Below are 25,875 nucleotides of genomic sequence, written 5' to 3' on the forward strand. Positions count from 1 at the left end.
ATATTATTTATTTTATATCAGAAGCCGTTTTCTACTTAATTTTATTGTTCTTTAATATTTCAGCTACTTCAAGAGCTGCATAGGTAAATATACCTGTGGCACCGGCACGTTTAAAACTAATTAATGACTCCATCAAAGCTCTCTCCCAATCCATTGCCCCTGCTTCTGCTGCAAATTTTAACATTGCATATTCTCCACTAACCTGATATGCAAAAATTTTAGCATTTAAATTATTTGCCGCTTCACGAATAACATCCAAAAACGGCATACCAGGCTTCACCATTACCATATCGGCTCCCTCTGCTATATCATGCTCAATCTCAAGCATTGCTTCCTTAATATTACGTACATCCATTTGATAGCTTGATTTATCTAAATAATTCTTTTTATTACTCTTAACAGCATCGCGAAACGGACCGTAAAAACTTGAAGCATATTTAGCGGCATAAGCAAGAATTCCAACATTTATAAATCCCTCTTTGTCAAGATATTCCCTTATAGCCCTGATTCTTCCATCCATCATATCGGAAGGTGCAACAATATCTACTCCAGCTTTTGCTAGCACTAATGCCTGATTACACAAAGCTCTTACTGATCTATCATTATCAACTTCCCCATGATGCACAATACCATCATGACCATGTGTAGTATAAGGATCAAGTGCTACATCGCATATTATACCAATATCGATATTAGCGTTTTTGATGCTTCTAATAGTTCTACATATTAAATTATCTAAATTATAAGCCTCATCGGCATTTTCACTTTTTAGACTTTGATCAATACTCGGAAATAATGCAATAACATTAATACCCAGCTCTGCTGCTTCTTTTGCCGTTTCTACTATTTGATCAATCGATAAACGATATATACCAGGCATAGTTTTAATTTCTTGCCTTTCATTATGTCCTTCAACAACAAATAAAGGCAACACTAAATCACTAACCGATAAATTACTTTCGGATATTAACTCTCTAAGCCAAAAAGCTTTTCTATTTCTTCTAAGTCTAATATGGGGGTACATAAAATTCATATCTCATTTTAGTTAATAACTTGGATTCTAATATATAAAATATATAACCTAACTATCTTATAGTAAAAATATTGCATTACAAAAAGAAATTTTGCTTGCAATTTATAAAAAATTTAAGCAAGCTGTTTAATTATGTAAATAAACATAGGAGCTTAATATGGCACAAGATAATATTCCAAAATCAGTCAAAGATAGAATACAAGAGTGGGAAAAAAATCAAAAAATATGTCAAATAACCCACCAAAAAATACAAAACCGGCTGTTCCTCCAAAACCCACTTCTGAGCAAATAAAGGCATGGAACGAAGCACATAAAAAACAGACTGACTTAACTACACATTCCCAAGCACTTGATATATTTGTTGACACCCCATCTCCGCAAGTTGAAACCCAAAAGCCTATTATTTTTTCAAAACCGGCTCCGGAACAAACAAAAGTACCGGAAACAACACCTAAAAAACAATCCAATTTAACCGTAAAAGAGAAAATAGAGCAATTTTTTAAAGATCATAATATTGATACTAAAGATGCTTTGATTCCGGAATTTAGCCACTATATAGCATTTCTATGGCAGGGAAGCGTCTTGATGTTACTATTAAAGCTTATGAACAATCATTAGGACGGCTAATAAAACAAGTAGGAGTACCTCAAAAAGAGTTTGTTTCTTTTATAGAAGATGATCTAATCAAGAATCATCCACACAAAGATAAATTTGAAAAAATCAATCAACATTATAAATTACCTGAACCACCTACACTATCTGATATAATTGATAATCTGAGAGAATTAGTAAACAATGATGATATAATAGCTCATTTGAAACAAAGTAGAAAACACATTGAATTTAAAGAAAAAGTAAATAATATTATTCAGATTTATGATGATAATAAACATAATCCAGCTGCTATAGCTAAAGTTGAAGCAAAACTGCAAGAGGTAGGTAAATGGTGTGAAGAAACTACAAAAATGGATAATAATCCTATTTGGAAAAATATTGGTAATTTTATAAAATATTCTTTTACTGGAGATAAAGCTAAAGCTGCTTTTTATAAAGATGCTATAAAAATTCTACTCAAAATACTAAAAAAGCTATAGCAGAAATACAAAAATCTCTTACCAATCCTTCTCCTCATTCATCTAATGTTCCACCGTCGAAGAATCAAGGAGAAAGATATAGAAGCTAATAAAAACTTTTAGGATCGATATCTATTTTTAGATGGCAAAAAGAAGGAATTTTTATAAGGCTTAGCCAAAATTTTAAATATTTCTGCAAATTAAATTTCTTATCGGCTATAATAAGTATTCGGTAACGATATTTACCAGCGAGCTTTGACATTAATGAGCTTGCCGGTCCTAAAATTTTCACGTTTGCTTTTGGTGCAATTCGGACCATATCCCTAGCAATTTCTAGAATTTTAGCCTCACTGGAACCTGACAAAATTACCGATGCTGTTTTGGAAAATGGCGGCATATCTGCTGATTTTCTTATTTCAAGTTCATTTGCAAAAAAACTATCTTCATCACCGGCTTTAACATAACTAAAAATTGTATTATCAGGATAATAGCTTTGTAAATATACTACACCTTTACTATCTCCTCTACCCGCTCTACCACCTACCTGATGTAGTAGCTGAAAAGTTCGCTCAGATGCTCTAAGATCGGCATTATTGCTTCCAAGATCGGCATCTATTACTCCAACTAAAGTAAGATTCGGAAAGTGATAACCTTTTGTTATTATTTGTGTGCCTATTAAAATATCAATTTCTAAATTTTCCATTTGATGTAGAAGCTGTGCTATTTTTTCCGGGCTTTTAGCATGATCTTTACTTATCACCGCAATTTTACTCTCAGGAAAAAGTGCTTTTGCTTCTTCCTCTATTCTCTCTATACCTGGACCACAGATAGTTAATGTTTCATCCTCTAGACATTCAGGACAAGAACTAAAAATTTTACTTTGATAACCGCAATGGTGACATTCAAGTTTTTTAGTCGCTTTATGTACTACCATCCAAGAAGAACAGAATTTACAGGTCAATCTGTGACCACAAGCTTTGCATAGCATGAGCGGAGCATAACCACGCCTATTAAGAAATAATAAGACTTGCTTTTTATTATCTAAATTACCTTTGATAGCTTCTATAAGAAGCTTGGATAAATAGGAATTCTTAGATAGCTTTTCTTTAGTCATGTCGATTATTTCTATATTTGGCAAATCGACATTTTTGTATCTATTAACCAATGTAACCAATTGATATTTACCAATTTCTATATTATGTATCGTTTCAATAGACGGTGTTGCCGAACACAAAACAATTTGTGCTTTATCAAATGTACCTCTTACGATAGCCGTATCCCTAGCATTATATAATATACCGTCATCTTGTTTATAGGAATCGTCATGTTCCTCATCTATAACTATTAAACCGAGATTTTTAAAAGGTAAAAACAAACTACTTCTAGCCCCAATTACTACTTTAACTTTATCGCTTAATATACCTCTTAAAATCATTTTCTTGTGAGCTTTGGTAACGCTTGAGTTCCATATGATAGGCTCAAAACCGAATCGCTCTATAAAACGATTAATAATTTGTGTACTTAAAGCAATTTCAGGCAACATAACAAGCACTTGTTTGCCTTTTGCTAAGTAATCTGCTATTAGATGAAAATATATTTCTGTTTTACCTGATCCCGTAACACCTTTAACAAGTGTTGGCTTATTACTTTCATTTAAAATTGTTACTGCTTGTTTCTGCTCTTCCGACAAATCAGGTAGCACAAAGTTATTATTGACTTTCTGCTCCTTAACTTTAATCGGTTTTTCAGCAATATCCATAGGTAATACTAACTTGGCTATGCTCCCAAGCTCTGACATATAGTAGCTACTCATCCATTTAATTAATTCTAAAACTTCTGAAGTAATATTTAAGTTTAACGGTACTTTCACTCTAATAGTTTTTATTTTTTTTGCCTCGGAATTTGAAACAAGTTCCCATACTATGCCGGTTAATTCCTTATTTCTAAAAGGCACTACAACAAGATCACCTATGTTTAGCTCTAAATCTTCAGGTATTAAATAATCTAGCGGAAATAATTTTGCTACCGGTAATAATATTTTTGCTATTCGCATATATAATGTATTTTATAATTTTTTTTTATTATATACTAAACTGATAAATTATAGAAACCTAGATGAATAAAGAAACAAAAATTGTTATAGCAATTTCTGGAGCTTCAGGAGCAATATACGGTATTCGTTTGCTTGAAGTACTAAAGCAACAAAATATCGAAACTCATTTGGTTATTTCAGAAGGAGCAGCTCTTACTATAAAGCTCGAAACTAAATATTCTATAGATACAGTTAAACTACTGGCTAATTATTATTATGACGATAAAGATTTAGGTGCTACTATTTCAAGCGGCTCTTTTAAAACTTCAGGCATGATAATAGCCCCTTGTAGTATGAAGACCTTAGCAAGTCTTGCTCACTCAATGGAAGATAATTTAATTAGTAGAGCGGCAGGTGTTGTACTTAAAGACAGAAGGAAACTTATTTTAATGACCCGTGAAACTCCTTTGCATATCGGACATTTAGAAAATATGTTAAAAGTAGCGAGTTACGGCGGCATTATATCGCCGCCCGTGCCGGCTTTTTATAATAACCCTGTAAGTATAGATGATATAGTGAATCATTCTATTACTAGAGTTTTAGATTTTTTCGATATCGAAACTAATTTAATTAAACGCTGGGATAGTTATGAGCAATAAAGTATCAACTTTACTATTAAAACTTGCATTTAAAAAAGCCTGTAATATCATTAATAAATATTTTTCACCGGAAGAAAGTTTAGTAGATAAATTAATCGCTCAACGTAGAAATGAAGCAAAGAATGAATAATGTAAAATGTTCTGTTTTGGGCTTTGTTGTGTGGATCGGTTTTAACGTCATTGCGAGGAAATTACATAAGTAATTGACGAAGCAATCCAGTAAAAATTCTGATTTACAGAATTTTTTTATCACCACGCAGCCTACGGCTGCTTGCAATGACGACTCGGTATCCACGCAACAATACCTCGTGGGAATGACATAAAGGGCTTCTTTTTTCAAACCATATAATAATTTAACAAACAACAATGGCACGTAATAAAATAAATAACGAAACAAATATATTAGCTGATAACGAAGATAATTTACCTATACCAAGGGTTTTACCTTCAAATGTTCAAGCAGAGCAAATGCTACTTGGGGCGATTTTAACCAATAACGAATTACTAAATTACGTATCAGAATTTTTACGTGATGAACATTTTTTTGAACCTATTCATCAAAAAATCTATAAGGCAATTGAGAAAATTACTGAAAAAGGACTAACAGCTACACCTATTACTTTACGTAGTATGTTAACTCAAGATGAACTATTTCAAGAAGTAGAAGGAGCGGAGTATTTAGCAAAATTGATAACTATGTCAATGATGGTAATAAATCCGCTTGATTATGGTAAAATAATATATGATTTAGCAATAAAGCGTAATTTAATAAATATCGGTGAAGAAGTAGTAAATAATGCCTATAATTCTTCATTAGAAGTTGAAGCAAAGGAACAGATTGAACATGCCGAAGCTAAACTTTACGATTTAGCTAGCGAAGGCTTGAATGAAAAAAGTTTTACCAAAATCGGTATATCTATTTCAGAATCACTAGCTAGTATTAATAGGGCTATGAAAAATAATGATCATATAATCGGTATATCTACCGGTTTGATTGATCTAGATAATAAATTATGCGGCTTTCATAATTCCGATCTTATAATTCTTGCAGGACGTCCGTCTATGGGTAAAACGGCATTTGCTATAAATCTTGCACTTAATGCCTGTAATAATATGCGTCTTAAAAATATTAGAGATAATCAAGAAATTCAGTCAGTAGGTTTTTTCTCTTTAGAAATGTCCTCAGAACAGCTAACCACACGTCTACTTTCAATGTGTGCAGAAATTGATTCTACTTCTCTTCGTACGGGGATTCTAGGTGAAGAAAAATATAACCGTCTTCGCAAGGAAGCAAATACTTTATCGGAATTACAATTTTTTATCGATGATACCCCTGCTCTATCTATTTCCGCTATAAGAACAAGAGCTAGAAGAATGAAACGCAAGCATAATCTCGGTATATTATTTATTGATTATTTACAATTAATTAGAGGAGTAAGTAAATCCGAAAATAGAGTTAGCGAGATTTCAGAAATAACCCAAGGTTTAAAAGCAATAGCAAAAGAGTTAAATATTCCGGTTATTGCGTTATCTCAGCTTTCAAGAGCGGTAGAACTACGTGAGGACAAAAAACCTATGCTATCCGATCTTCGAGAATCGGGAACTATAGAACAGGATGCTGATATAGTAATGTTTATTTATCGTGAAGAATATTATTTAACTAGAAAAGAACCGGCAGCAGGCGATGCTAAACATGCCGCATGGTTAGATAAACTCAACAAAGTCTATAATATTGCCGATATAATTGTTGCAAAACATCGTAACGGACCAGTTGGAAATGTTTCGCTTTATTATGATAGTCAATTTTCTAAATTTGGTAATTTGGAGACAAGAACTTTTAACTCTAATTAAATCAGAATTGTTTTACGTCATTATTGCGTGGATACCAAATCGTCATTGCGAGCGAACGTTAGTGAGCGTGGCAATCTCAGGAATTTTTCCTGAGATTGCTTCGTCAGTTACTTCGTACCTTCCTCGCAATGATGATGTTTATCTTTTATTTTTTTCTGTCTATCCTATTGCTTTATCAAACACCTCATTATTATTGTTCCTATAAAGCCACATCTCACTATAAGGAATGAACTTACCGGGCTTTATTATTATAGTACCGTCACTTGATGTTAAAACTTGTATCTGTTTTCCTGCATATTTCTTCCCCACGGATATTTGCCCATTATTTCTTACATGTTTGATTGTTTCTATATTATTTCCTATTATCATAATATTTATATTTACAAAATTCCTATTTTTCAATATTACTAGTATATTTAATAATAAATAACCTTATTATTTAGTTACTATATTAACAAGTTCATAGCCCATTATAAGCATTTCAACAATTACACATATAATAATTAGATATTGTTTTTGTAATTCAAGATAATAAATTATTTATCTTTACTTTATATAACAGATAAACCGGTAATAAAATTGCAATAATTACGAGAATCATACCAGCAAATCCTAAAATTATAATAAAAGCATTAGGTACTACTGCTACAATATAAACTGGTAATATAGTAACGATAGAAGCGGTCATAATTACGCATTACTACATTCGGTATCGGATTCATAAACATAGTTTTAAGGGAATCACATAGCCCTACTCCGAGTATTGATGTAACGATAGCAAGAGTTGAAATTATCCAAACTAATAATTGTACGAACGGCCATTTTGCTATATTACTTAATTCCTTAAATCTCCGACTTCTACATTACTGGTAATCATTTGTTGATAAAATGTTGGATTATTATGATGTACTACAATAAGAATACTACAAGTCCAAATTATATATACTATTGCAGGAATTAAGCTTCCAAATAAAAATGCCGTCTTTAGCATTTTTGTTACAATAATTAGTTAAGGTATGGAAGATTACTTGGAAACTAAATGAAGTAAAAACTACCGGAGTGACTATACCCCATATAGATATTTCTTTTAGAGGTAATAATACACCATGCTCCTATATAAGTTATACTTGTATTTAAAGCTAATAACTTCTGTAATATTGAAGAGCCTCCGTATATAAATACTGCAAGTAAAGCATATGAAAGGAGCTTAAGGCTTACAGTACCGATGATTTGAGCAGTATGTCCTGAAAAATATTTTCCCAATGCCCAGTGTTAAGCCTTTACCCGCTTGAAGATTAAGCTCTAGGTTAATTAAAGAAGTATAATACATTATAAACCAAATTACAAACATCAATATTATACTAGGTATTATAACCTAATTTTGCTAATACCATGGGTAGTGCTATCATACCGCTACCTATACAAGTACCTGAAATTAACAGGATTGAACCAATAAGTTTTTGCATAATTTAATGAAGTTTAGATTAAAGCAAAGGACTTAATTTTTGTTAAAAAGAAAATCAGCTAAAAAAAGACGATAAGAATTTTAAAGAATAAAAAGTTTTGATAAGTAAAATTAACATTCGTATAATTTTGTTAAAACATATGTAGCGGTATAGTATAATTATATTAATAATTTATGTAAAATTATTAATATTGCTTTTTAAGGGTATTTTTATATATTCTTATTAGACCTCTTCCCAAACCAACTTATAGAGAGGAATTTAACGGAGACACGGGACACAGCACCACAGCATATATAGAAATACGTGAAGATGCGAGTACCGAATCGACGTATAAATTATCTCTAGAAACGACGCTTGGGAAGAGGTCTATTAAAAATTACTATATTTAAAAATGCATAGATTAGCTAAAATAATTAGTAATGCAGGAGTTTGTTCTAGGCGTGATGCTGAAAAGCTGATAGTTGAAGGACAGGTAAAAGTAGACGGCATTACAATTTTATCACCAACTACAAATGTTGATATTAGTAATCAAATTGAAGTATCAGGCACATTAATCAATAATATACACAAACCAAGGCTTTGGATTTATTACAAACCTGTTGGTTTAATTACCACTCATAAAGATCCTTTATTTCGTAAAACGGTGTTTGAACAGCTAACCGGTTTACCTCGTGTTATTTCAATAGGTAGGCTGGATTTAAATAGCGAAGGTTTATTATTACTAACTAATAGCGGTGATTTAGCTCGTCAGTTTGAGCTCCCCTCAAGTAGGTTAAAGCGAGTATATCATGTTAGGGCGTATGGGAAGTCTGATATTCTACTAAAAAGCAATTATAAAAATTTAGAAATTGACGGGATATTTTATAACCCTCATTCGATAAAATTACTTAAGCAAAATAAAACTAATTGTTGGTTTGAAGTAGTTTTATTTGAAGGAAAAAATCGTGAAATTAGAAGAATATTCGAGTATTGTGGACTAAAAGTTAACAAATTAATTAGGATTCAATATGGTAGTTTTACAATAGATAATCTAAAACCCGGAGATTATAAAGAAATAAATAATAAAATACTGGAAAATAATTAGTAATGTGTTATTATTAATATATTTTAACTAATCATATAGAATACATATGACAAATCTTAATATATATAAATGTGCAGAAACAGACCTAAACGATTACCTTGGTTATATAAAAGATAACCCTAGTGTCTCGCTAAATGATTTTATCAAAAATAAATATTTCGCTGAAGATAATGATAACATTATCATTACTAGTTTAGAAAATATGGAAATTAACGCAGATTTAGCCAATGCTAATTTCCAAGGTACAATACTAACAGATGCCGTATTTAATAATTGTGACTTAACAAATACCATATTATGTGATTCAGATTTAACAAATGTAAAATTTAATGATTGTACATTTATCGGTACCGACTTTAGAGGAGCAAATCTTCATTATACAGATTTTAATTATAAAGATTATGATAACTATAAAATCCCCAATCTCAAAGATAAAATACGAGATATAAAACTATCTTTTTCAGATCTTGAAAGATTAAATCAATATATAGATAAAGATTTAGAAAAAGAACATATCAAAGAAATAGTTATAGATGAAGCTACGAAGACAAAGAAATATATTTTGGCTGGAGAAGACGAACAAACTTTATGGGACATCAAATCAAAAGAACTAAAGACTAAGCAAGAAGAGTTAGAAACTCTAAAGCAAAATTTAGATAATCCTGGGATTGCTACCAATCTTTTAAATGCTTTTTGGAATAGTGCAGAAACTATTGCTAGAAACCGACCAAACGAACTAGAAAAAATCAACAAGTTACAGCATGAAGTAAACAAATTAGAAACTGAAGTATATGCTTTAGATAATCTTAGAATGTTCTGCGGTAAGGGTTTAGATGGTATTTTTGAGCAGTTAAAAGACGAAGAAATACCAATAACACTAGACCCATCATATATTATAGGTTCGACCGCCACAGAACGAGATATACCGAAAGAATATATAAAATTAACTTCTGTCGAATTTGATCTATATTTAGCTGAAGCAGCAAAACAATCCAATACAAAATTATCTCTTACCGAATTTGTTAGAAAGCAAAAAAATCTTTCAGAAGATTTAAATATAGTTCCTGATCTTTCAGCGATTAATTTATCAGGTAAAACTCTTACTAATCTTAACCTGAAGAATACATTATTTGCTTCAGCCAACTTAGAGAATGTCAAAATCTCAAATTGTAATTTAGATTTTACTAATTTTGAAGGAGCTAATTTACAAAATGCCGTTTTTCAAAATGTTACGGCTCGTAACGCAGGATTTCTTTTTGCTGATCTTAAAAAGAGCAAAATTGAAAATAGTGATATGTCGAGAGCTTACATGCCTAAAGTAGATTTATCTGAAGTAGAGGTAACAAATAGCAAATTTAATGCGGTTATGATGGTTAATGCCGATGCCGAAAAGTTAATTATTAAAGATTCAGAATGGACAAATTCTAATCTTACCGGTATATCGCTTGCCTATGCAGATATGCAAAGAGTTCAAATGCAGGGGGTAGTTTTAAATAATGCACTTCTAGATCAAGCAAATATCGTTTCTACTAATCTTGAAAATGTTTTTATGAATAAAACACATGCATTAGAAGCAAAATTTAAAGAGCAATGTAACATGCAAGGCATAACTGCAAGAAATGCCTATTTTAGCGATGCTGAATTTGAAAATATACTATCTTTAAAAGAAGCTGACTTAAGAGAAGCTATAATGCAGCGTGTTAAACTTAAGAACGCTGATTTAACAAAAGCACAGCTTGATAAAGCAAATCTTGAATATGCCGATCTTACAAACGCTACGCTTACTAATGCAACTGCACAATTTGCTAAGTTAAGTAATGCTACTTTAGAAAAAGCAGAAGCCGAGGGATTAAATATTTCGTATGCTATTGCTAAAAATATTAATGCTAAGGAAGCTAACTTTAAAAATGCAATTATGCAGCGTGCCGATCTTACTAAAGCCAATTTCACTAAAGCAGTGTTGGAAAATGCCGATATGCAAGCAGTGGAAGCAGCCGAGGCTATACTTAAAGAAGCAAATCTAAAACAAGCGAATCTAAAAGCAGCAAATCTAGCTGGAATTAATAAAGAAGGAGCAGATTTTGATAAAGCAAAAATCAACGATGCTATAAAGATGCATGATACTAAAGGTGAGGCTAAAGGGAATTTAGATCATCAAGATAAAGACGGTAAAAAAACATCTGTCAATGTTAACGAACATGCTAAATTACAAGATAAAATTCATGCAAGAGAGAAAAGCGGTTGGTTGCTGAAAACCGGAGTAGGACAGCTTTGTACAAAACTTGCTAAAAGTACTACATCAGGAATTAGCCGCGTAACAAATTTTTTAGCAAGCAAAAAATTTTTAGTAGGACTTGCCGTAGTAGCCGGTCTTGCATTAGCAGCTGCACCTTTCGTAGCAATGCCTGTGTTATTGGTCACCGGCACGGCCCTTACTACTAAAGCTGTCATTCTAGGAGCAGGTATTTTGGCCGGAGGACTAGTCGCTACCGGAACTTATAAACTCACTCAAAAACCTTTACGCAATCTTCAGAAGTCATTTGAAAACTTAACTAGTCGTATAGATAAATATATCTCACCGCCTCCTAAAAATATTGATGAATTAGTAACAGCAACACAACAAGCAAGACAAAAAGCTGAGACAGAAAAATCTAAAGAAAGGGAAGAAAATTTAAATAATGTAAATAATAATATTGATAAAGCTAAAGAACAAGATCTTTTAAAACAAGCACAAAATAATTTAAACCAAGCAACGCCAAAAGTAGAAATCAAAGAAAAGAAAGATAAAACTGTAGAAAAACAACAAGCAAAATCTAATACATTCGCAGCAAAATTTAAGCCTAACACTAAAGGCAAAGGATTTGCTACAAAAATAAAAGACGAAAAAAAATCATGCTCAATAAAAGAAGTATATAACTAAATAAGTGTTAAAAATAATATCCGGTAAATATAGAAACCAAATTATACCTACCGCTAAAAATATCAAATATCGACCTTCCACCGGTAAGCTCAAAGAGGCAATATTTAGTATATTAACCTCCGGTGAGTTTACCGGTAATAAATTATTTAACGAAAATACTCACATTCTCGATTTATTTGCCGGTAGCGGTAGCCTTGCTTTTGAGAGCCTATCAAGAGGAGCAGGTTTTGCTACCTTAATTGATATTGATACATCCTCATTAAAAATAGCAGAAGGGTTTGCTAAATCTCTAAACATTGAAAATAATGTTAATTTCGTTAATATTAATGCTTTAAATCTACCGAAAGCTACTAGACATCTTTTTAAACCAGCTTATAGAGAGGGATCTAAAGGAGACACGGAACACAACACCGCAGCGTACACACTAGTACGTGAGGATGCGCATACCGGATCGACGTCTAAATTACCTCTAGAAGCGAAGTTTGGGAAGATGTCTAATAAATCATTTGATCTTGTCTTTATAGACCCCCCTTATCATAAAAATATAGTACCTAAAGTAATGAAACTGCTGATAAAAAATAATTGGCTCAAAGACGGTGCTATTATAGTTATTGAGATGGCTAAAACAGATGATTATATTTTAGATGAAAATATTGAAATTATACGTGAAAAACTATATGGTAAGAGTAAGCTGTTGGTTTTGAGCTTTACCGTCATTCCCGCGAAGGCGGGAATCCAGTAACACATATAAAATATAAAAACTTGTTTTTATATTTTTATTTTATTAATAGTATGTAATTTTGTACCTGTATTAAGGTTATTTTTTCTGGATTCCCGCTTTCGTGGGAATGACATAGAACCGCGTAACAAGACATTAAAAAACAAACATGACCAAAAAACATTACATATGTTCTAACTGTGGAAATATTAGTCCTAAATGGTCAGGGCAGTGCTTTGATTGCGGTGTATGGGGTAGTATTGTCGAAGAGATAATAAGTACAAATCAAGCAATTGTTAAAGTCGGTAGTAAGCAAGATTTCGATAAGCTTTCAGGGCATGTAACCGAGCAGTTACGCATCCCTACCCCTATAGGTGAATTCAATAGAGTACTAGGCGGCGGTTTAGTGCTTGGTTCTGCTATATTAATAGGAGGAGACCCTGGTATAGGCAAATCTACTTTGTTACTACAGCTAGCAGCAAGTAACTTTGCATCAAAGATTAATTGCTTATATATAACAGGCGAAGAATCGTTAGACCAAATAAAATTAAGGGCCATAAGGCTAAACCTAACTAACTATAATACCGATATTTTAGCAGCTACTAATTTGGAAGATATTATTGCGAGTACAGAAGCTAATAAAAATAATATTGATTTAATAGTGATTGATTCTATTCAAACAATTACCACAAAAGAATTATCATCGCCTCCAGGCACTGTTTCGCAAATTCGTACATGTGCAAATGAGCTTGTTAATTATGCTAAGCAAAACAATATAATTATTTTATTAAGCTGTCACGTCACTAAAGACGGACAACTAGCAGGTCCTAAGATACTTGAACATTTAGTTGATACCGTGCTATATTTTGAGGGAGATCATAATAATCATTTCCGTATTTTACGCTCATATAAAAATCGTTTTGGCGGTGTGGGTGAAATAGGAGTATTTGAGATGAGCGGCAGCGGGCTTATTGAAGTAACAAACCCGTCTGAACTATTTTTAATGCAGCGAGAACAGAACGTTATAGGTACGTCTATTTTTGCAGGAATCGAAGGTTCAAGACCGTTACTTATGGAAGTACAAGCCCTTATAGTACCCTCAAATATGGTAACTCCTAGACGCTCTGCGGTGGGCTGGGATGCTAATAGGTTATCAATGATACTTGCCGTGCTTAGTAGTAGGATAGGACTGAATCTTGCTAATTATGAGGTATATTTAAGCATTGCGGGGGGACTTAAAATTGCCGATCCTGCTTCTGATTTAGCAGTAACAGCGAGCTTAATATCTGCTGCAACCGGCAACCCTGTACCCGAACATAGCGTCTTTTTCGGCGAAATAAGCTTATCGGGTGAAATAAGAAAAACCGCAAAAGCAGAAACAAGAATAAAAGAAGCCATAAAACTTGGATTTAATAAGATTATCTGCTCTAAATTTGAAAATTTAACGTATGACTTCATATCTTCCGTCTCACATTTAAAGGACCTAAAAGAGATAATTAAATGAGTATAGTTTATGAAATAAGAAATTTGGAAGAAGCACGTAATTTTTTATCTAGTGTAGAAGAACAGCTGATATTAACAAATCATGCCTCTAGCGTAAAATATTACGGTATGCTAGCAATTGATTACATGTTTAAAACTCTAAGTAAAGAATTTCCGGAAAAAGTTTTAGATCTTACCGTAAAGGTAGGAGAGGATCACGCCGCTTTATTTACTGCAATCAAACTAGGGTATAAGAATATATCATATACAGGAAATTCTGAGGAAGCTAGGGGGTTGTTGTACGGATATCAAACCGTCATTGCGAGCGACTGAAAGGAGCACGGCAATCCAGAAAATAATTAAAAAAATGCTAAAAATTAGCATTTTTAACTGGATTGCTTCGTCAATTACTCCGTAATTTTCCTTGCAATGACGAAAATTTAATAAAAAACCATGAATATCAAAGATATAGGAGTAATAATTGCTAAAAAACCTTTGAAAGAAAATACATTTATTATTACGGTTTTTACTAAAAATCATGGTTTATATTCGGGGGTTGTAAAAGAATTTTCTAAAAAAAGTAAATTTATATATCAAGAAGGGAATATTATAGATTTTCTTTGGCAGGCAAGATTACATGAACATATTGGCATGGCTAAATGTGAACTCATTAAATCTTACACCGGTTATTTTATCACAAATAAAGCTAAATTATATGCCTTTAATTCCGTTATATCTTTAATCAAAGAGTTATTTCATGAAAGAGAAGAACATTCTAAATTTTTTTCATTTCTAATTAACTATTTAGATAATTTATCAAAGAATTTTTGTTTTCGTGATTATATCAATTTTGAGCTAGCTTTACTTGCCGAGACGGGTTATAAGCTTGATCTTACCAAGTGCGGCGTGAGCCATGTTACAACTGATTTAATCTATGTATCACCTAAATCAGCTAGAGCATTATCATATGAAGTAGGAAAACCTTATAAAGATAAATTATTGATGTTACCAAGATTTTTACTTTCAGATAATAGTGAGATTACATTAGAAGAAAAACGGCAAGCTTTAGCTCTAACAAACTATTTTTTTAATAGATATTTATTTCATAATAATAGACAGGTTGAAGCACGCCAAACTTTTATTGAATATACTTTAAATAATTTTTAGAGACTATATTTTTACTTTTATTTTTCTTATTTTATGATATACTTACTTAAGTAATTACTTAAATAAGTATGTAATATGACTAGACTAAGCATAGATATACCAAACGAATTACATCATTTTCTTAAAGTTCACACTGCACATAAAAATGATACTATTATGAATTTTGTAAGAGAAGCGATATATCATAAAATAGCACAGGAAAAAGCATTAAATGCAGAATCAATAAAAATATTAGAAGAATCAGCAAAAGGTTTAAATATTAATACATATTCTGCGTATAAAGAAATGTATAAAAAGCTTAATTTAATATGATTCTGCAAACCTCTACTATTTTATTCCATGTCATTTTTGCTTTCGCAGGAATGACATAAGGGCTTTTCAAAAATTTCCCGGTACACTATCTATATACATACCGGTACACATAGTGACTTATTCAAATAATAATCTATGAAAATACTAGCATTTGACACAGCCAATAATACTGCATCGGTAGCAATATCCGAAAATGAGAATATCCTTGCATGTATAGAAGAATTACGTCCTTCTATGCAAGCAGAAAATCTAATGCCGATGATAGAAGACGTGATGAAATCAGCTAAATGTTCATATGATGATTTAGATTATTTAGCGGTAACTAACGGACCGGTAGCTTTACCGGCATTAGAATAGGACTTGCTAGTGCTAAAGGTATATTATTTTCCAAGGAGAATATTAAAGCAGTAGCGGTTAGCAATTTTGAATATGCTTATTTTAGAGCCATAACTCAAGTTACAGATTATGATAAAATATATGTCTTTTTAAACGCTTATCGCTCACAGCTTTATATGCAAGTTTTTCATAAATCAGGACAAATAGAAGAGCCGTTATTGATAGATTTCGAGTATGCTATACAACTGCTTACAAATGAGAAAGGGAATATAGTTTGTTGCGGTAGCGGACTTGAATTTATATATCACCAAATTATGCATTTGCCGAATATAATAACCTTGCCACGTTTTGCACGAGTTAAAGCTTGGGTTACCTGTAGATATATTGCTAGTAGATTGTCGAGCGATGTAAAATTAAATAGCTCTATCGAGCCACTATACATACGCCCTCCTGATGCTAAAATCGCAATCAATTATGCCATTCCTAGTGAAAAGTAGGAATCCCATTTACTGGATTTCTATAATCAACGAAATGACATAAGAGCTTTATTATAAGTATACTACATCATCTTCATAATTAAAGACTCCAAAATTATAAGATAATTCCATAGTAAAATCACTATTAGAGTGTTCTACTTGATTGTCTGATACTTTTATTTCATCTTCATAATCAAAGAATCCGGAATCAGTATCAGATACTGCACCTGATTCTTGCTTTACACACTTCTTGTCGTGTATTAAGGCTATTATTTGCCCAACTAATGATTTCGATAAATCATGATTATCCGAGGCAATAATATCAATGATTCTTACTAGACTTTCATCTGAGGCGTGCGAAATTATTGGTGCTAGCTTATCATTTGAAATATGACTCATGATTCTTACTAAATTTTTATTTGGAATAATATCAAAATTTTCTGCAAGCTTTTCTTCTCCTGCTAAAATAATTATATTTTCAAGCTGTTCATCAGAAATATCCTCATCTGATAATTTTTTTAGTTCCTGCTCGGTAAGCTTTTCTAAAGAAAGGGTAGTATCCATATATGTATTTAATTTATCTACTGGAATAAATTGCATTAATTTTTCAAAATGCTCCGGCAAAATATAATGAACTAATTTTTGTGCTTGTTCATCGGAAATATTATTCATTAATTCTACCAATTTTTTATATGTTATCTTTTCAAAAACTTCATCTAATGCATTTTCAGACGTGTTTAAAATTGCTTCTACTAACTCATTATCAGGAAGAGTTTCTAGTTGATCTAAGAGATTAAATGTTTCTTCAGCGTTATTATTTAAATAAGAAAAAACTTTATTACTCACAAAATTAAAAGTTTCAGCAACTTTAGAAGAAAGAATACTAGATGTATTTTTTATAAAATTAAAACTCTTTACTCCGAAATCATAAACTGTTTTTAATGATGAACTAAATGTACTGAAAAAACCTTTACTTTTAGGTGTGTTAGTTACTTTTTCACTACCATCAAGCTTATTTAAAAGATCTGTAAATCTGATTTGAGAGATGCCTAGAGTATCTGGCTGACCTTTTACTGCTTCTTGGAAGATTATTTTAGAATTTAAAAAAGGATATTTAGCTTGAGCTTCTACTATTTTTTTATTACATCTTGCACTTTTTTCGTCATACTGCTTAATTGAATTATCTAACGCTGCTAAAAAATCAGTATTTTCTTCTTGCTTAGTAGGAGAAGTTATAAACTCAAATTCATCGTTAGCAAGATAGGAGGCTGACTTTGGAGAGGTATTATTTGGGATTAAATTTTGTAACTTATTAAAAATTAATGTTATGGCCATAATTGTTCCTCATTTCTGATTATAATAATCAACATTGCATTATAATAGAAATTATGAGGAGGTCAAGATAAAGGCTAATAATTATTAACTTTTTATTATATTTTACTTAAAATTGATTAATTTATCAAAAAGGGATATTCTACTAAATGTCATGCCCGCGAAAGCAGGGCATTGTTGCGTGGTTCTAACTTTTCGTCATTGCGAGGAAATTACGAAGTAATTGACGAAGCAATCTCAGGAGTTTGTTATTATTTCATGAGATTGCCATGCAGTCTACAACTACTCGCAATGACGATTTAGTATAGTATCCATGCAACAACGCCGCAGTACTTGTATGATAATGTAGCCAATTTTTGAAGTTCAACGAGTATATTATAATTGTCTTTGTTCTTGAATTAGCTCAAAAACTTCAACTGTGTCTCCTTCTCTAATATCTTGGTAATTTTCAAATGCTATACCACACTCATATACTTCTCTAACTTCTTTAACTTCATCTTTAAAGCGTTTTAAAGTTTTGAGTTTTCCTTCATGAATGACTACATTATCACGTAATAAGCGTACGCCCGCTCCTTTCTTAATAATCCCTTTAGTTACATAACTACCTGCGATTTTGCCAACTTTGGTAATATTAAATATTTGTCTAATTTCTGCGCTTCCGATATACTGCTCTCTAACGATCGGATCAAGCATACCGCTCATAATGGCTTTTATATCATCAATTAAATGATATATTATACTATAATATCGAATATCGACTTTTTCTTTTTCTGCGGCAGTTAAGGCATTTGCCCCTGCTCTAACGTTAAAGCCGAAAATAATAGCCGAAGAAGCATGTGCAAGAGATACATCGGATTCCGTTATCGGGCCTACGCCGCTATGAAGTATACGAAGCTTTATCTCATCACTCGGTAATTTTAATAAGCTACCTGAAATAGCTTCAACCGAGCCTTGAACATCACCTTTAATAATTAAAGGTAATTCCTTAATTTTACTATTACCGGAAGCTTTTAAAAACAAATCTTCTAAACTTGAACGCGGTGCAATAGATATTTTTTTTTCTTTAGCAAGACGCATTCTATATTCGGCTATATCTTTTGCTTGTTTCTCATTTTGTACTACGTTAAATTTATCACCGGCAAAAGGCACTTCATTTAACCCCTGAATTTCTACAGGAACAGACGGAGTTGCTTCTACTATTTCTAGTCCCTTATCATTAGTCATCTTTTTAACTTTACCGTAAGCAGTACCAGCTATTATAATATCACTGTTTCTTAAAGTACCTCGCTGCACTAATATAGTGGTTAGCGTTCCTCTTCCTTGTTCAATTTTTGACTCGATTACAACACCGGCAGCTGAACCGAAAGGATTTGCCTTTAAATCCTGCATTTCCGCAATTAATAAAATTGCTTCTTCAAGTTTATCTAAGTTAATTTTCTTTAGTGCCGAGATAGGAATAATCATAACGTCACCACCTGCCTCTTCGCCGATAATTTCATGGACATATAATTCGTTCTTTACACGCTCAATATCAATATCAGGCTTATCAATCTTATTAATAGCTACAATTATAGGAACGCCCGCTGCTTTCGCATGATTAATTGCCTCAACCGTTTGCGTTTTGATTCCATCATCTGCTGCGACCACTATAATAACTATATCCGTTACTTTAGCACCTCTTGACCGCATTTCCGAAAAAGCTTCATGCCCCGGAGTATCAATAAAAGTAATTGCTCTACCGTCTGCAAGAGTTACTCTATAAGCCCCAATATGTTGTGTAATTCCGCCTAGCTCACCTGCAGCAATATCTGTAGACTTAAGAGAGTCAAGCAATGAGGTTTTACCATGATCGACATGACCCATTACCGTCACAACCGGAGCACGCGTTCTTAAATCCTCAACCTTATCATCACTAATTAAAACATTTTCAACATCTGACTCTTGGACTCTTGTTACCGTATGCCCTAAATTTGTTGCAACTAGTTCTGCCGTATCGGCATCTATTGTTTGGCTAGCATTTGCAAGAATACCGAGTTTCATTAATTCTTTAATTACATCAGCCACTCTTTCAGACATAGCATTTGCAAGATCGCCGACTCCGATAGCTTCCGGGATCGTTACTTCTCTATATACTTTCTCAGGTGCTTGTGATACTAATTTACGCTTTTCTTTTTCTCTAGCTCTTTTTATAGAAGCAAGACTTCTAGTTCTACCGCTGCCGCTTTCGTCGTCGCTAAGCATATTGAAAAGATCGGCTTTTTTGAATTTTTTTGGCTCTTCTAGCTTAATTTTTGGTGCTATTATTTTACTCTCTGCTGTTTTATCTAATTCTTTCTCTGATTCTATACCGTAACGTGTTCGCATTCCTACTAAAGGAGACTTTACAAAAGTTTCTTCTTTCTTTTTAGGTATTTGTGACGGTATATCTTCATCATCTTGAACGATTTTAGCACTAACTTCTACTTTATTTTCTTCGGTATTTTGCTGTTTTTGTTCAACTTCTTTATCAGTTTCTAGCGGTTCTATTTTTGAGTTAGCAGACTGGTTAATACTTGCAAGTTTGCTTAAAGTGCTTATTTTTGAAGGGTCATTTAATTGAGATTGCTCAGCAGCTTTTTTAAGAATAGATAAACGTCTGTTAAATTCTTCCTTATTAGCATCAATAACAGTTTGATCTAAACTATTCCTTTCTTTATTTAATGAAAGGGTAGTAGCACTACCGGTAGAGCTTTTTCTAACTTCTACTAGCGTTTTAGATTTAGCATTAACAAAGCTTTGAGCTCCTGTAAGAGAGTCAAAAGACTTATTAAGCGATAATTTTGAATTGCCAAGTGTCAACTTTTTGGGTTTGATTTCCTGGTTATCCGTCATATTTAAAACCTTTGTGTTTCTGTTTTTTTCCGTCTACTACTTGATTATGTCATTCCTAACTAAAAACGGCGTTGCTCGCATGGCTCGTTTATGTCATTCCCGCGAAAGCGGGAATCCACTAAAATTTATAAACTTATTTTTATAGGTTTATTTTTCAAGGACGCCCTAATTACTAAGCTATTTATTCTGGATGCCTGCTTTCGCAGGAATGACATACACCCTACATTCAACCCACTAACTATCCTTCAATGCACCATGCTGTCTAGCAGTTTTAATCAGCAATTTAATATTTTCGTCTGTTATATTAGAATTTGGAGCTAAATTTTTAAATTCATTTACACTCATCTCTCCTAAATCTTCTATGGTCTTTATACCATATTCGGCAAATTGTAATATTAATTCAAGCGATAATTCTAATATATCTATTAATTCTTGCTCAACTCCTAGATCCTCTAGCTTTTTGATAATCTTTTCATTCTTAAGGTCGACGTAATTAATAGCTCGATTTTTAATCTCTACGGCAAGTTCTTCCTCAAAGCCTTCAATTCTTGTTAAAGTACTAATCTCACTACTAGCAATTTGTTCTACTGAATTAAATCCCGTTACCGATAAAAGCTGACCTATAACTTCTTCAACATCTAAAGCTTCCATAAATAATGCCGTAGAAGTTAAGAACTCTTCATTTCTTCTTTTTGATTCTTGCTCTTCGGTCATTATATCGATATTCCAACCTGTAAGCTGAGAAGCTAAACGAACATTCTGCCCTCTTCTACCTATTGCAATACTTTGATTTTCTTGCGAAACTACTACTTCTACCTTATGCCTATCCTCATCAATCAAAATTTTTGTGATTTCCCCAGGTGCAAGCGGTGCAAGAGCATTAACTATAAACTGTGCAAGATCATTACTCCATAATACTATATCAATTTTCTCTCCGTTTAATTCATTTGTTACGGCTTTTACTCTATTACCTCTAATACCTACGCATGAGCCTACGGGATCTATACTACTATCCGAAGCAAATACCGCTATTTTTGCTTTTGAACCGGGATCACGTGCTACTGATTTTATTTGAATAATAGATTCAAGAATTTCAGGTACTTCTAACTTAAATAGTTTAACTAGCATCTGGTTATCTACTCTAGACAAGAAAATCTGCGGTCCTTTTGTTTCTTGCCTTACATCCTGTACATATGCTTTTATACGATCATTAGGTTTAAAATTCTCACCCTTAATTAATTGATCTTTTTTTATTATTGCTTCAGCACGACTCAGGTCAACTATTATATCACCGTATTCTATTCTCTTAACTATCCCATTTATAATTTCGCCTTTTCTATCTTTAAAGTCATGATATTGTTTTTCACGTTCAGCTTCTATAACACGTTGAGTTATAACTTGTTTTGCAGCTTGAGCCGATACTCTAGCATGATCAATCGGCGGTAAATATTCATATATCTCATCACCGATTTTAGCTTCCGGATTCTTTATTAAAGCTTCTTCAAGTGAGATTTGCGTTAAGTAATCTTCTACATCTTCTACTATTTTTAAGATCCTTAAAAGATTTATCTCACCGGTTTTCCTATTTATCTGAGCTTTAATATTATATTCATTACCGTATTTTTTTCGTCCTGCTGCTTGTACCGCTTGTTCAACCGTTGAAATCAAAATTTCTTTTGATATTCCTTTCTCACGAGCTACAGAATCTATAATTTGTAAAATTTCTACATTACCTATATTAGACATACATTATCTCTTATTGCTTTAGCAATTTTTTAAATACTTCTTCAGTTAAAACTAGATTAGCATTTTTAATTAAATCATAATCAATTAGTACTTCTTGTTCTTCACATTTTAAATATATTTTATTATTTTCGGCTTTAATTATTTTACCCTGATAACGAGTTTTGCCGTTCAATAATTCTTTAAGTGTGATTTTAACTTCTCTTTCTAAAAATCTATTATAATTTTCAAACTTTACTAACGGACGTTCAAGACCGCTTGATGCTACCTCTAAAGAATATGCAGCTTCTATTAAATCTTCAACATCTAGAATAGCGGAGATAGTCCTACTTGCTTTAGTACAATCTTCCACAGATATTTTTTCGCTGTTTAAGCTATCAATCAATATCTCGACTACTTTAGGGTTAACACCTTTAAACTTCACAAGAACTAACTCAAACCCCATATCTGTCAAGGATTCTTCTATTACGTTTGCTATTTGTTGTTCAATAGTTTGCATATTTGATATTTATAACAAAAAAGGTGGGATAAACCCACCTATCTATAATTTTTATAATGCTTATCCGTAACGAAAATACACTAATTAGAATATATAAGCAATATTTAACTTTATATTTTTGTAAAACTACATATTCATAAAGGGGCAAATACTCGATAATCCCTCTGGTCTGCTTAGAGATGGATCATAGTCTCCTCCTGATGAACAAAATGCTTCTACATGAATCTGAGTATACACATAACCCCCATTTTCGCTTCTAATATATGCTGCACATGATCGTTAAAAGAATGAGGACCACAAATTTCATCAGTTTCACCTTTTAAAAGGCCTAATAAAAATTCTTCAGCTATTCTACCGGTATGATAATGTATATTATCGTTCTCATTAATATTATTATAACTATCTTGAGTATAAAATTTATAGTGAATTTCAGTATCGCATATTGCTGCCATATCAGTTAATTTTTTTACAGCTGCATCTAATTGAAATGTATCACTGTTTTTATTTCTAGTAGAGTGAATAATGTGCATAACGGCGGAAAGCTTAACATTTTCTTCATTTGTTATACTATTAATTCTAGAAATAGAATGGCTTGCTCCCGACCCGCCGCTGATAAGAACAAGATCTTTATTGTTTTCTATATCCGATTCAATATATAAAGGGTGTACTTTTACCAGATGATTTTCAGAATCAAATAGATAATTTGTTACAGTTCCATTAGGATTTTTCTTTATTAAGTATTCATAATAATGACCTTCTTCATCATGACCGGTTTTTATAACTGTAAATTCACTGTATCTTTCTCCTACTTTAACAGTAATAATTTGCCTATGTTTGTGCGGTATTACTTTTTGTTCAGCACTTTCTATTTCGATTTTTATTTTATGACTTTCAAAACTCGCTATATTATACTTTGCTTTTAATTCATCATATTGCTTCTTTTCAGCACTTACAAAATGCTTTCCTACTATATTTAATATTTCGGTTACCAGCTTGTTACCCTCATCTACATTTGATATAAGCTCTTCAGCAACAGGTTGATATAATTCTGAAAGAATATTACGCCCTACATGTATACCAACAATTTTTGATACCGCCCTTTTACATTTATGATCATTCTCTAATGCTTGGATTGGATCACTTCTAAAAGACCTACTTCATCTGTTTCGCTATATGCACTTAAAACCTTTAGAATACTACTACCGGTAAGATTTAAAAAATTTTTCATTGCATTTGGCTGTATTCCTTTCTCAGGTTTTTCAATATTAAAACCCTTACTATTAAAAAATTCATTTACCACTGCTTCATATTTAGTTGCTAAATTTCCATAAAAATTTAAAGATTTAGTAATATCAAAATTCTTAAATAACTCAGCAGTTTTTCTTATTTCTCTCACTATAGTTGTTCTAGACATAATTACTCCTTTTTGAATAATATAACCTTCACTATAAATATGCATTTAAAATACATATTATAGTAACTAGACTTATATAGACGTTTTTTTTGTATATTCAAGGTAAAAATAAATAAAATTTTTATGCAGTTAACAAGTTTTACCGACTACGGATTACGTAGCCTTATATATCTTGCTTCAAAACCGGAAAGAATTTGTAGTGTAAAAGAGATATCAGAGTACCATAATATTTCCCTTAATCATTTGATAAAAGTGATTCATAGATTAGCACAATTAGGATATATTAATAGTAGTAAAGGAAAAGGAGGAGGAATTAAGCTAGCATTTAGCCCTTCTTCCATGAAGTTGGGAGATATAATAGAAAAATTAGAACCTAATATGGATATAGTAGAATGTTTCAATAAAAATACTAATAGCTGCAAAATTACAAATTCATGCCAATTTAAACATTTTATTAAAGAAGCAAGTGAAGCATTTATAAAAACATTGAATAATTATACATTAGAAGATGCAATGATTACTAAAACAATTCAAATTAAGGATAAACTATAGAAAAATAAGCGTTTTTCTTTTTCCGCATATTAAAAACTCTTGATTCCCCTTAGCTCCTAGTATTGGACTTGCTATTATACCGAATATTTTAAAATTATGCTCTTTCTCAAGCCAATCTTTGATTTTATCGCATACTTTTTGATGTAAGAGAGGATTTTTAATAACTCCTCCCTGCTCTACTTCATGCTTTTCGACCTCAAACTGCGGTTTTATTAAAGCAATAAGCATGCAATCTTCTTTAACTAAATTTAGTACAGTCGGTAATATAGTAGTTAAACTAATAAAGCTGGCATCGCAAACAATTAAATCAGGCTTCGTTATTATTTGTTTATCGGTTAAATATCGTGCATTAGTCTTCTCAAGCACCTTAATGTGTGGATTGTCGCGTAATTTAGGATGAAGTTCGCCATAACCGACATCTACGGCAAAAATTAATTTTGCTTTACGCTCAAGTAACACTTCTGTAAAACCGCCGGTGCTACTACCGATATCAATACAAACTAAATTTTCGGGATCAATTTTAAAATAATCCAAAGCGGCAATTAATTTTAATGCCCCTCTTGAAACATAATTATGCTGCGGTAGCTTTACCTTAATGTCGGTGTCATTTATATTAACCTGTATCCCAGGCTTAATTAACTGCTCATGCTTATTATGTACTTTACCTTGGATAATCAAACTTCGTGCTATGGTAATATCTGTTACAAAACCTTTTTGCAGCAAATATTTATCAAGCCTTATTTTAGTCATTACTGTTTAAATTTGAATTTAACTTATGTTATAAGGGCCCATTAGATAGAAAATATACAATTTGTCTAATTGAAAGTTACAGTTTCAATTAGACATAATATATTT

The 25,875-nt window shown here is 32.1% G+C and carries 25 protein-coding genes and 2 pseudogenes; 14 read left to right on the plus strand and 13 right to left on the minus strand.

Annotated elements, in window-relative coordinates; all coding sequences use genetic code 11:
• Positions 1-31: 31 nt before the first annotated feature.
• Positions 32-1,024 carry a porphobilinogen synthase gene (gene hemB, locus ACSFFC_RS06800; protein WP_014410814.1) on the minus strand — a complete coding sequence of 331 codons (993 nt, stop codon included), beginning with the start codon at positions 1,022-1,024 and terminating at the stop codon, positions 32-34.
• A 234-nt stretch (positions 1,025-1,258) separates the two neighbouring features.
• Here hemB and ACSFFC_RS06805 point away from each other — a divergent pair, with 234 nt between their 5' ends.
• Together ACSFFC_RS06805 and ACSFFC_RS06810 are read left to right on the plus strand one after the other, a co-directional pair.
• Positions 1,259-1,651, plus strand: a complete 393-nt coding sequence (locus tag ACSFFC_RS06805; protein ID WP_196792908.1) for a hypothetical protein — start codon at positions 1,259-1,261, stop codon at positions 1,649-1,651.
• Positions 1,600-2,127: a hypothetical protein gene (locus tag ACSFFC_RS06810; RefSeq protein WP_231282928.1), complete on the plus strand. Its 528-nt coding sequence runs from the start codon at positions 1,600-1,602 to the stop codon at positions 2,125-2,127. Before ACSFFC_RS06805 ends, ACSFFC_RS06810 begins: the two co-directional genes overlap by 52 nt.
• Positions 2,128-2,212: 85 nt before the next feature.
• On the opposite strand, the gene ACSFFC_RS06815 is transcribed toward ACSFFC_RS06810, so the two are convergent.
• Positions 2,213-4,159, minus strand: coding sequence for a primosomal protein N' (locus ACSFFC_RS06815; RefSeq protein ID WP_014410815.1), 1,947 nt, complete (start codon positions 4,157-4,159; stop codon positions 2,213-2,215).
• Between the two features lie 62 nt (positions 4,160-4,221).
• Here ACSFFC_RS06815 and ACSFFC_RS06820 point away from each other — a divergent pair, with 62 nt between their 5' ends.
• The 3 genes from ACSFFC_RS06820 to ACSFFC_RS06830 all read left to right on the plus strand — a co-directional run bounded on the left by ACSFFC_RS06820 (position 4,222) and on the right by ACSFFC_RS06830 (position 6,648).
• Entirely contained in the window at positions 4,222-4,797 is a 576-nt protein-coding gene (locus tag ACSFFC_RS06820; RefSeq protein WP_014410816.1) for a UbiX family flavin prenyltransferase, read from the plus strand.
• On the plus strand, positions 4,787-4,927 hold the full coding sequence (locus ACSFFC_RS06825) for a hypothetical protein (protein WP_014410817.1): 141 nt from the start codon (positions 4,787-4,789) through the stop codon (positions 4,925-4,927). Before ACSFFC_RS06820 ends, ACSFFC_RS06825 begins: the two co-directional genes overlap by 11 nt.
• A gap of 236 nt (positions 4,928-5,163) precedes the next feature.
• A complete protein-coding gene (locus ACSFFC_RS06830; RefSeq protein WP_014410819.1) occupies positions 5,164-6,648 on the plus strand; it encodes a replicative DNA helicase in 1,485 nt (494 codons plus the stop codon).
• Positions 6,649-6,807: 159 nt separating this feature from the next.
• Here ACSFFC_RS06830 and ACSFFC_RS06835 read toward each other — a convergent pair whose 3' ends face one another.
• The 4 genes and pseudogenes from ACSFFC_RS06835 to ACSFFC_RS06850 all read right to left on the minus strand — a co-directional run bounded on the left by ACSFFC_RS06835 (position 6,808) and on the right by ACSFFC_RS06850 (position 8,114).
• Complete coding sequence (locus ACSFFC_RS06835) at positions 6,808-7,017, minus strand: hypothetical protein (RefSeq protein ID WP_014410820.1); 210 nt, start codon at positions 7,015-7,017, stop codon at positions 6,808-6,810.
• Positions 7,018-7,171: 154 nt separating this feature from the next.
• A pseudogene (locus tag ACSFFC_RS06840) lies at positions 7,172-7,376 on the minus strand (aromatic amino acid transport family protein).
• A gap of 307 nt (positions 7,377-7,683) precedes the next feature.
• Positions 7,684-7,911, minus strand: coding sequence for an amino acid permease (locus ACSFFC_RS06845; RefSeq protein ID WP_014410822.1), 228 nt, complete (start codon positions 7,909-7,911; stop codon positions 7,684-7,686).
• A 98-nt stretch (positions 7,912-8,009) separates the two neighbouring features.
• Positions 8,010-8,114, minus strand: a complete 105-nt coding sequence (locus tag ACSFFC_RS06850) for an aromatic amino acid transport family protein (protein ID WP_012150982.1) — start codon at positions 8,112-8,114, stop codon at positions 8,010-8,012.
• A 391-nt stretch (positions 8,115-8,505) separates the two neighbouring features.
• Here ACSFFC_RS06850 and ACSFFC_RS06855 point away from each other — a divergent pair, with 391 nt between their 5' ends.
• The 8 genes and pseudogenes from ACSFFC_RS06855 to tsaB all read left to right on the plus strand — a co-directional run bounded on the left by ACSFFC_RS06855 (position 8,506) and on the right by tsaB (position 16,630).
• Positions 8,506-9,198, plus strand: coding sequence for a pseudouridine synthase (locus ACSFFC_RS06855; RefSeq protein WP_014410823.1), 693 nt, complete (start codon positions 8,506-8,508; stop codon positions 9,196-9,198).
• Positions 9,199-9,244: 46 nt separating this feature from the next.
• A complete protein-coding gene (gene srfD / locus ACSFFC_RS06860) occupies positions 9,245-12,118 on the plus strand; it encodes an effector protein SrfD (RefSeq protein WP_014410824.1) in 2,874 nt (957 codons plus the stop codon).
• Positions 12,119-12,122: 4 nt separating this feature from the next.
• Positions 12,123-12,860, plus strand: a complete 738-nt coding sequence (locus tag ACSFFC_RS06865; protein ID WP_014410825.1) for an RsmD family RNA methyltransferase — start codon at positions 12,123-12,125, stop codon at positions 12,858-12,860.
• 145 nt (positions 12,861-13,005) lie between these two features.
• A complete protein-coding gene (radA, locus tag ACSFFC_RS06870; protein ID WP_014410826.1) occupies positions 13,006-14,340 on the plus strand; it encodes a DNA repair protein RadA in 1,335 nt (444 codons plus the stop codon).
• Positions 14,337-14,651 (plus strand): hypothetical protein, encoded by a 315-nt coding sequence (locus ACSFFC_RS06875; RefSeq protein ID WP_014410827.1) that lies wholly within the window; start codon positions 14,337-14,339, stop codon positions 14,649-14,651. Before radA ends, ACSFFC_RS06875 begins: the two co-directional genes overlap by 4 nt.
• A 120-nt stretch (positions 14,652-14,771) precedes the next feature.
• Positions 14,772-15,485 carry a DNA repair protein RecO gene (recO, locus tag ACSFFC_RS06880; RefSeq protein WP_004998176.1) on the plus strand — a complete coding sequence of 238 codons (714 nt, stop codon included), beginning with the start codon at positions 14,772-14,774 and terminating at the stop codon, positions 15,483-15,485.
• A 75-nt stretch (positions 15,486-15,560) separates the two neighbouring features.
• Complete coding sequence (locus tag ACSFFC_RS06885) at positions 15,561-15,797, plus strand: hypothetical protein (RefSeq protein ID WP_014410828.1); 237 nt, start codon at positions 15,561-15,563, stop codon at positions 15,795-15,797.
• Between the two features lie 135 nt (positions 15,798-15,932).
• Positions 15,933-16,630, plus strand: a pseudogene (gene tsaB, locus ACSFFC_RS06890) (tRNA (adenosine(37)-N6)-threonylcarbamoyltransferase complex dimerization subunit type 1 TsaB).
• A 51-nt stretch (positions 16,631-16,681) separates the two neighbouring features.
• Here tsaB and srfC read toward each other — a convergent pair.
• From srfC to ACSFFC_RS06920, 6 genes are all read right to left on the minus strand, one after another.
• A complete protein-coding gene (srfC, locus tag ACSFFC_RS06895) occupies positions 16,682-17,944 on the minus strand; it encodes an SrfC family effector protein (protein WP_014410829.1) in 1,263 nt (420 codons plus the stop codon).
• 372 nt (positions 17,945-18,316) lie between these two features.
• Positions 18,317-20,812 (minus strand): translation initiation factor IF-2, encoded by a 2,496-nt coding sequence (gene infB / locus ACSFFC_RS06900; RefSeq protein ID WP_014410830.1) that lies wholly within the window; start codon positions 20,810-20,812, stop codon positions 18,317-18,319.
• 234 nt (positions 20,813-21,046) lie between these two features.
• Entirely contained in the window at positions 21,047-22,558 is a 1,512-nt protein-coding gene (nusA, locus tag ACSFFC_RS06905; protein WP_012719826.1) for a transcription termination factor NusA, read from the minus strand.
• A 10-nt stretch (positions 22,559-22,568) separates the two neighbouring features.
• Positions 22,569-23,054, minus strand: a complete 486-nt coding sequence (gene rimP / locus ACSFFC_RS06910; RefSeq protein WP_004998168.1) for a ribosome maturation factor RimP — start codon at positions 23,052-23,054, stop codon at positions 22,569-22,571.
• 215 nt (positions 23,055-23,269) lie between these two features.
• A complete protein-coding gene (locus ACSFFC_RS06915; protein ID WP_004998166.1) occupies positions 23,270-23,584 on the minus strand; it encodes a ferredoxin reductase domain-containing protein in 315 nt (104 codons plus the stop codon).
• A gap of 590 nt (positions 23,585-24,174) precedes the next feature.
• On the minus strand, positions 24,175-24,468 hold the full coding sequence (locus ACSFFC_RS06920; RefSeq protein ID WP_231282930.1) for a hypothetical protein: 294 nt from the start codon (positions 24,466-24,468) through the stop codon (positions 24,175-24,177).
• Between the two features lie 123 nt (positions 24,469-24,591).
• Here ACSFFC_RS06920 and ACSFFC_RS06925 point away from each other — a divergent pair, with 123 nt between their 5' ends.
• Positions 24,592-25,020, plus strand: coding sequence for an Rrf2 family transcriptional regulator (locus ACSFFC_RS06925; protein WP_012719828.1), 429 nt, complete (start codon positions 24,592-24,594; stop codon positions 25,018-25,020).
• Here the strand turns inward: ACSFFC_RS06925 and ACSFFC_RS06930 are convergent.
• Positions 25,015-25,770, minus strand: coding sequence for a TlyA family RNA methyltransferase (locus ACSFFC_RS06930; RefSeq protein WP_014410832.1), 756 nt, complete (start codon positions 25,768-25,770; stop codon positions 25,015-25,017). The genes ACSFFC_RS06925 and ACSFFC_RS06930 overlap by 6 nt on opposite strands.
• Positions 25,771-25,875: the final 105 nt, after the last annotated feature.

Origin of the sequence: Rickettsia parkeri, assembly GCF_051427245.1 — a bacterium.
GTDB classification, from domain to species: Bacteria; Pseudomonadota; Alphaproteobacteria; order Rickettsiales; family Rickettsiaceae; genus Rickettsia; species Rickettsia rickettsii.

Coding starts and splice junctions, on each gene's coding strand:
- hemB (WP_014410814.1), bottom strand. CDS start 1,024: ATGTACCCCCATATTAGACTTAGAAGAAATAGAAAAGCTTTTTGGCTT.
- ACSFFC_RS06805 (WP_196792908.1), top strand. CDS start 1,259: ATGTCAAATAACCCACCAAAAAATACAAAACCGGCTGTTCCTCCAAAA.
- ACSFFC_RS06810 (WP_231282928.1), top strand. CDS start 1,600: ATGGCAGGGAAGCGTCTTGATGTTACTATTAAAGCTTATGAACAATCA.
- ACSFFC_RS06815 (WP_014410815.1), bottom strand. CDS start 4,159: ATGCGAATAGCAAAAATATTATTACCGGTAGCAAAATTATTTCCGCTA.
- ACSFFC_RS06820 (WP_014410816.1), top strand. CDS start 4,222: ATGAATAAAGAAACAAAAATTGTTATAGCAATTTCTGGAGCTTCAGGA.
- ACSFFC_RS06825 (WP_014410817.1), top strand. CDS start 4,787: ATGAGCAATAAAGTATCAACTTTACTATTAAAACTTGCATTTAAAAAA.
- ACSFFC_RS06830 (WP_014410819.1), top strand. CDS start 5,164: ATGGCACGTAATAAAATAAATAACGAAACAAATATATTAGCTGATAAC.
- ACSFFC_RS06835 (WP_014410820.1), bottom strand. CDS start 7,017: ATGATAATAGGAAATAATATAGAAACAATCAAACATGTAAGAAATAAT.
- ACSFFC_RS06850 (WP_012150982.1), bottom strand. CDS start 8,114: ATGCAAAAACTTATTGGTTCAATCCTGTTAATTTCAGGTACTTGTATA.
- ACSFFC_RS06855 (WP_014410823.1), top strand. CDS start 8,506: ATGCATAGATTAGCTAAAATAATTAGTAATGCAGGAGTTTGTTCTAGG.
- srfD (WP_014410824.1), top strand. CDS start 9,245: ATGACAAATCTTAATATATATAAATGTGCAGAAACAGACCTAAACGAT.
- radA (WP_014410826.1), top strand. CDS start 13,006: ATGACCAAAAAACATTACATATGTTCTAACTGTGGAAATATTAGTCCT.
- ACSFFC_RS06875 (WP_014410827.1), top strand. CDS start 14,337: ATGAGTATAGTTTATGAAATAAGAAATTTGGAAGAAGCACGTAATTTT.
- recO (WP_004998176.1), top strand. CDS start 14,772: ATGAATATCAAAGATATAGGAGTAATAATTGCTAAAAAACCTTTGAAA.
- ACSFFC_RS06885 (WP_014410828.1), top strand. CDS start 15,561: ATGACTAGACTAAGCATAGATATACCAAACGAATTACATCATTTTCTT.
- srfC (WP_014410829.1), bottom strand. CDS start 17,944: ATGGCCATAACATTAATTTTTAATAAGTTACAAAATTTAATCCCAAAT.
- infB (WP_014410830.1), bottom strand. CDS start 20,812: ATGACGGATAACCAGGAAATCAAACCCAAAAAGTTGACACTTGGCAAT.
- nusA (WP_012719826.1), bottom strand. CDS start 22,558: ATGTCTAATATAGGTAATGTAGAAATTTTACAAATTATAGATTCTGTA.
- rimP (WP_004998168.1), bottom strand. CDS start 23,054: ATGCAAACTATTGAACAACAAATAGCAAACGTAATAGAAGAATCCTTG.
- ACSFFC_RS06915 (WP_004998166.1), bottom strand. CDS start 23,584: ATGCACATTATTCACTCTACTAGAAATAAAAACAGTGATACATTTCAA.
- ACSFFC_RS06920 (WP_231282930.1), bottom strand. CDS start 24,468: ATGTCTAGAACAACTATAGTGAGAGAAATAAGAAAAACTGCTGAGTTA.
- ACSFFC_RS06925 (WP_012719828.1), top strand. CDS start 24,592: ATGCAGTTAACAAGTTTTACCGACTACGGATTACGTAGCCTTATATAT.
- ACSFFC_RS06930 (WP_014410832.1), bottom strand. CDS start 25,770: ATGACTAAAATAAGGCTTGATAAATATTTGCTGCAAAAAGGTTTTGTA.